This is a genomic window from Methylobacterium sp. J-030 (assembly GCF_022829545.1).
GTDB lineage: Bacteria > Pseudomonadota > Alphaproteobacteria > Rhizobiales > Beijerinckiaceae > Methylobacterium.
On record NZ_JAKSYM010000085.1, the window covers coordinates 1 to 5,203 of the forward strand.

A 5,203-nucleotide genomic window follows, 5' to 3' on the forward strand; every position below is an offset into this window, starting at 1 on the left:
CCCTTGTCCGGATCATCGGGCGTGCGCTCGGCATCCTTCACCGGGTCCTTGCTCTCAGGCTCGCTGCCGGTCGTCGGGTCCGGCACGTTGACGTTCGGGATCGGTATCGTCGGGGGCACGGCGCTGATCGAAGTTGAGGCAATCGCCGCTTGTCGTCCGTGGTTGCCAATCGTGCAGGATCTGCGACCCTCAGGCAAGGCGCCTGGCGGGTCTGCTGATCCGCGCGACGGCACAGGCACCACGAGGAGCAGCATGGCGATGGCTGAGACGGACAAGCCGCCGGGTGTGAGCGTCGTGCCCCCGACGATACCGATCCCGAACGTCAACGTGCCGGACCCGACGACCGGCAGCGAGCCTGAGAGCAAGGACCCGGTGAAGGATGCCGAGCGCACGCCCGATGATCCGGACAAGGCAGCCGACGACGGCCTAGCTTGATCATGCGCCGCTCTTTCGCGGTTCTCACCGCTCTGGTTGCCCTCGCCTGCCTTCCGTCGGCAGCTGGTGCTCAGAGCGCGCCCGAACCCGCTCGCAAGCCGACTTCAGGCGCAACATCCGCCGGTGAGGAGGCCGCATCAGCCGTCGATCCGGCGGTACTCGACCGCTGCCGACAGCGGGCGGACGCTCAGAAGCTGAGGGAAGGGCCGGAGCGTAAGGCCTTCATGGGGACTTGCGTCACGCCTGAGGATTGAGTGGGTGAAAGGGGGAGGGGTGTCTGGTCAGCCCATACACTCCTAAGCAAGGCTCGTAGAAGGTCATGTCCAGGCCGAGCTACCTGTCATCGCGTTGACGTGTCAACAATTTGTCGCGTCAGGATGGTGACGGGTTGTCTCGTCATCGTGTTGTGGTGATGAACTGTAAACCTGTTGCCGCGATGATCCGTCAGCCCGTCAGCCCGTCAGCCCGTCAGAAAGTCAACTCGATGCGCACCCTCGCTCTCGTTTCGCAGAAAGGTGGGGCTGGAAAAACGACGTTGGCTTTGCACCTTGCGGTGGCGGCTCATCGCGCGGGCCTCCAAGTCGCGATCGCAGACCTCGATCCGCAATCGTCCGCTTGGAAATGGTCCGAGCGCCGTAAGGATCACCCAGAGGCGGTCGTCACATCGGCAGAGCAGCTCGAACACGTGAAGGCCCAGGCTGCGGCCGGCGGCCTCGATCTCCTCATTATAGACAGTGCGCCGCATGCGGACCGGCCGGCCCTCGTGGCCTGCAAGGCGTCCGACCTCGTGCTGATCCCCTGCCGTGCCTCGATCCTCGACATCGACGCGATCGGGCAGACCCACGACCTCACGACCATCGCTCGCAAGCCATCGTGGGTTGTGTTCAATGCCTGTAACACGTCGACAGAGTTCGATTTGGAGGAGGCCCGCGCCGGTCTGCGCGAACGCGGCATTCCCGTCTACTCGGGCGCGGTCTACCAGCGTGTTAGCTATTCGCGCGGCTTCATCCCGGGCCGGACCGCTCAGGAAATTGAACCTGCGGGGCGGGCGGCGACGGAGATCGAGGATCTGTTCCGGTGGGCGGCCAACCAGATCGGCCTCGTCCTCTCTCAGCCTGCCGACATCGAGGCCGCCTGATGAGCGCCGCGCCTCGTTTCAGCCTCCGGGCCGCCGTGACCGATAGCGTCTCAACCGGGCGCCGGGATGAGCCTCCCGCGGTCGTAGAACCCGAGGATGCTCCCGGGCCTGCTCCGGTCCAGGTTCCGGCCGCCTCCCGATCTATCAAGGATACTAAGACCAAGCGCCCCGCCACGCGCCAGGGCGCGCGCGGGATCACCGTGTGGGTCGAACCCGAGGTCTACCGAATGATCAAGCTGGTGGGCCTCGACACTGACATGACCACACAAGACGTGATGATGGAGGCGATCAACGACCTTCTCGCCAAGAGGGGCAAAGGACGCCTCGCGAAGACGCGCTGACCTGTCGACGCGTTGACGTGTTGACAGGTTGACACGCTGCCAGCACGCGCCGCACCTGCGCGGCCGACCACGTCCCGCCACGCGCGGCCGGGATCCCTCGCGCGTTCAAAGCCGCAGCGATCTGGCGCAGTGAGACATCGCCCGTCGCCTGCACTGTGGCGATCACAGGCGCAAGGTCTCGGGCTCGGTCCTCGGATCTGAGCGCTTGCCGCGCCCGCCCACGCTCCTGACCGGCCTCACGGTTCGACAGGTTCTCTGGCTTGCCCAACCGCACGCCGCGGGCTTTGGCTGCTGCCAGCGCTGCCTTGGTCCGGGTCGAGATCATCTTGCGCTCGGCCTGCGCGACCACGGCCATGATGCCCACCACCAGTTCGTCCGCTTCCGGCATGTCGGCCGCCACGAACCGGACGCCAGCCTTCTGCAGGTTGAAGAGGAACGCGGCGTTACGCGACAGGCGGTCGAGCTTGGCGATCACCAGCGTGGCGCCGTGGAGCCGGCAGAGCGCCATGGCCTCCGAGAGGCGAGGGCGGTTGTCTCTGGACCCGCTCTCGACCTCGACCAGCTCGGCCACGTGGCGCCAGGAGCCGCCCGCGAGGAAGTCGGCCACGGCGCGCCACTGCGCCTCAAGCCCGAGCCCGGATCGGCCCTGCCGCTCGGTCGAGACCCGCAGGTAGGAGACGAAAGCCTGAGCCATGCTGATTTGGCGGGGTGTCTCGTTCGGTCGAACGGTCGTTTAACCGGACGAAACACCCGCTCGCGATGACGCGGCGGACACACCACGGCTTCCCCGCGGCCGCACTCACGCCTATCTCAGGATTATCCGCCGCGGACGCGGTCGGGAGGTGCGCGAGGCCGGGCGAGCCGTGATGCTATGGCCGCCCGGCTATCATCTATCCCTTTGTCAGTGCAGGCGCGAAGCCTGCTCTCGGTCCTCCGAACGTGCCAGTTCGAAGCCAACGGCTAGCAGCAGTTCATCCATCTTTCGTACCAGGTGCACCGCGCCGTGCTGTTCCAGCGCCGCCCGCGCCTCCAGGCAGCGGTCAGTCGCCTGCACGATCGCGTTCTCCTCGTGTAGCGACGGCTGCGCGACATAGCCCTCCCCTGGGTCGCTGGCCTCACGGCTCTCGGTGATGTCGATGATGATGCCTCGACCGCGCACTGCCTGGCCACCTTCGCCCCGGTATATGCGCCCACGGCACAGCAGCCAGCGCACGCTTCGATCGGGGTTCACAACTCGGTACTCGACCAAGAACAAGCCCCCGCACTCCACGGCCTTGACCAGATCACGCATCATCCATTCACGGTCATCGGGGTGGACGTTGGTGAGACCGGTTATGCCATCGATCGGCTGGCCGGCTAGGCTGCGATCGCCGACCAGCAAATCCGCGGCGTCAGCGTCGTAGTAGATGCAGCGGTTCACAAGGTCCCATTCCCAAGTGCCGACCACACCTGAGGCCGCCAGGCTTGTTCGCAACTCGTTCGCCCGGGTGAGGTTTCGCACGGCGGACCGCTTCGCCATCGTCCATGGCCTCCTCTTTGGCGACTTTGATCGCGCCCGACCCTCACGTAGCCGAGAAAGCGCACGTGTCGATTGTATCGAAGGTGAGACTTGCAACCGGTAGAACTTTGGTCGCATGTGGTGGCCTTCGGCGCAGATGAGGGCACCATGGGCCGGAAAGGCAGTAAAGAACCGTTTGGTCTAATCGACCGAGATGACGCAGGGGCGTCGAAGCGGCTCACGACTGGCGCAGCCGCTCGATTGCGAACTGTCGCTGCTACCCTAAACCTACCTGTCGAGGCATTTTTGCTGCCTCACTCAGACGCAGTACTGCCACGCGTGTTCGCCTCGCGAGAGGAGGAAGCAGACGAAATTCTGCGCCTCTACTTCGCTATCAATGATATCGCGACGCGGATGCGATATCTCGAACTGCTGCGTGGCCTATCGGCCGCGATTACTTAGGTCGTGAATGAATAGAGTCACGATCTAGTGATGCAATCCTGGGTCCCGACCTCCGACCTGATCTGATCGCAGGCTGGCGTAGCCAGTGCCCATTATTGCGACCGAGTCTGACTACGCGACACGCTAGCCAGGTCCGTTCATCAGTGGACGGGCGGAGGAGCCGGGGCAACTCTTCCACCATGGCCAAAGAGATCCCCAGCGTCGGCGACCTGCGTCATAAGTCCGAAGTATCGGACGACGAGATCACCGCGGCGGTGGATGATGTGCTGGTCAACCTCGCGACTAAGGCCTACCCGCTAGCGAAGGGCTGGAGCCCTGTTCCTGCCGAGATGGTCTACACGAGCGAGCAGGTGACGATGAAAGCTCGGTATGGTGCGTCGAGCGATCATGCTTGCGGGTCCGGTGAAGGGATGACAGACGAGCTGCAGGCTTTCCGACCGGACTACTATGCAGCGCGCGATGGCCCGTGCCAAAGAGTCGTCATGTATCGCATCGTTGACCCAAAGATACCTTTATGTTCTCGTAAATGGCGGATATTTCACAATCTCAGCGATTTCATCGTCTGTCAACCCAATCACTTCATAGCCACGTCTCGCCAATTCAACGAGCATGATCTGACGTGAGTGCGGATGCTTTGCTAATAGACTAATCGAAGGCTCTGGATTAGCCTCAAGCGCCTGACGAAGATTTTCTTTCATATTCATCGAAAATTTCTGCATAAAAATCTATCCTATATAACAATGCTTTTGATTGTAAATCGCTTTGGGCCAAACCATTGCGGCTGGAATTTACTGAAAGGTTGAACCGTTTAGCATAAGTCTAGTTGCAGATGTCCGGCTTAAGCAGCAGTAAGCCGTTTGGTGTTGAATGCGACATGCTCACGATAGCGAGCGATGACAGTCTCGGGCGAGCCGCCCATCATCAGCGTCGTCATGGCTTCACCCGCGGCATGGACTTTCTCGATCACCATGGACTGCGCCTCGGCCAGGCCTTCGGCCCCGCCCCAGGCCAATCGAACCAATCTGAGTTCGATGACCCGCTGAGCCTCGATCGCCAGCATGAACGAAGAGAAGAATGGATTGTACATAGAGCCTTCGCACCGAGTTAATATAGTTTCAGTCCAACACGATCAAAGGCTATAAAGATCCATCATTAACATGTGTTGGATTTTTGCTATCGATGTTTCAGTCGATTGCCCTTGAAGTCGCAGGCCAGAACTTTCATCCATTGGCATATGTTTCTCGTTCATGTTCGCAATAACGCGGGCAAGCGAGGTTCATGAGTGTCAGAGCATACCTCCGGTCAAGATAGCCGCCAGGGCAAGCGCGG

Annotated in this window: 7 protein-coding genes; 4 read left to right on the top strand and 3 right to left on the bottom strand. The window is 61.9% G+C overall.

Features of this window, described 5'->3' with window-relative positions; all coding sequences use genetic code 11:
* The first annotated feature begins 258 nt into the window (after positions 1-258).
* The 3 genes from MKK75_RS05380 to MKK75_RS05390 all read left to right on the top strand — a co-directional run bounded on the left by MKK75_RS05380 (position 259) and on the right by MKK75_RS05390 (position 1,914).
* Positions 259-435, top strand: coding sequence for a hypothetical protein (locus tag MKK75_RS05380; protein ID WP_244041598.1), 177 nt, complete (start codon positions 259-261; stop codon positions 433-435).
* 388 nt (positions 436-823) lie between these two features.
* Complete coding sequence (locus tag MKK75_RS05385) at positions 824-1,573, top strand: ParA family protein (protein ID WP_244041599.1); 750 nt, start codon at positions 824-826, stop codon at positions 1,571-1,573.
* Positions 1,573-1,914, top strand: a complete 342-nt coding sequence (locus MKK75_RS05390; RefSeq protein WP_244041600.1) for a ribbon-helix-helix domain-containing protein — start codon at positions 1,573-1,575, stop codon at positions 1,912-1,914. The genes MKK75_RS05385 and MKK75_RS05390 overlap by 1 nt, the downstream gene beginning before the upstream one ends.
* Here MKK75_RS05390 and MKK75_RS05395 read toward each other — a convergent pair.
* Positions 1,862-2,608: a recombinase family protein gene (locus MKK75_RS05395; protein WP_244041601.1), complete on the bottom strand. Its 747-nt coding sequence runs from the start codon at positions 2,606-2,608 to the stop codon at positions 1,862-1,864. The two genes, MKK75_RS05390 and MKK75_RS05395, sit on opposite strands and share 53 nt — an antisense overlap.
* A 207-nt stretch (positions 2,609-2,815) precedes the next feature.
* Positions 2,816-3,433 (bottom strand): PAS domain-containing protein, encoded by a 618-nt coding sequence (locus MKK75_RS05400; RefSeq protein ID WP_244041602.1) that lies wholly within the window; start codon positions 3,431-3,433, stop codon positions 2,816-2,818.
* Between the two features lie 620 nt (positions 3,434-4,053).
* Here MKK75_RS05400 and MKK75_RS36015 point away from each other — a divergent pair.
* Entirely contained in the window at positions 4,054-4,497 is a 444-nt protein-coding gene (locus MKK75_RS36015; protein WP_313901831.1) for a hypothetical protein, read from the top strand.
* Positions 4,498-4,712: 215 nt separating this feature from the next.
* On the opposite strand, the gene MKK75_RS05415 is transcribed toward MKK75_RS36015, so the two are convergent.
* Positions 4,713-4,961 carry a hypothetical protein gene (locus tag MKK75_RS05415; protein WP_244041604.1) on the bottom strand — a complete coding sequence of 83 codons (249 nt, stop codon included), beginning with the start codon at positions 4,959-4,961 and terminating at the stop codon, positions 4,713-4,715.
* Positions 4,962-5,203 lie beyond the last annotated feature (242 nt).

Bases quoted from the DNA above. Each gene is read 5' to 3' on its own strand.
- MKK75_RS05415 (WP_244041604.1), bottom strand. From the start codon at position 4,961: ATGTACAATCCATTCTTCTCTTCGTTCATGCTGGCGATCGAGGCTCAG.
- MKK75_RS05380 (WP_244041598.1), top strand. From the start codon at position 259: ATGGCTGAGACGGACAAGCCGCCGGGTGTGAGCGTCGTGCCCCCGACG.
- MKK75_RS05390 (WP_244041600.1), top strand. From the start codon at position 1,573: ATGAGCGCCGCGCCTCGTTTCAGCCTCCGGGCCGCCGTGACCGATAGC.
- MKK75_RS05395 (WP_244041601.1), bottom strand. From the start codon at position 2,608: ATGGCTCAGGCTTTCGTCTCCTACCTGCGGGTCTCGACCGAGCGGCAG.
- MKK75_RS36015 (WP_313901831.1), top strand. From the start codon at position 4,054: ATGGCCAAAGAGATCCCCAGCGTCGGCGACCTGCGTCATAAGTCCGAA.
- MKK75_RS05400 (WP_244041602.1), bottom strand. From the start codon at position 3,433: ATGGCGAAGCGGTCCGCCGTGCGAAACCTCACCCGGGCGAACGAGTTG.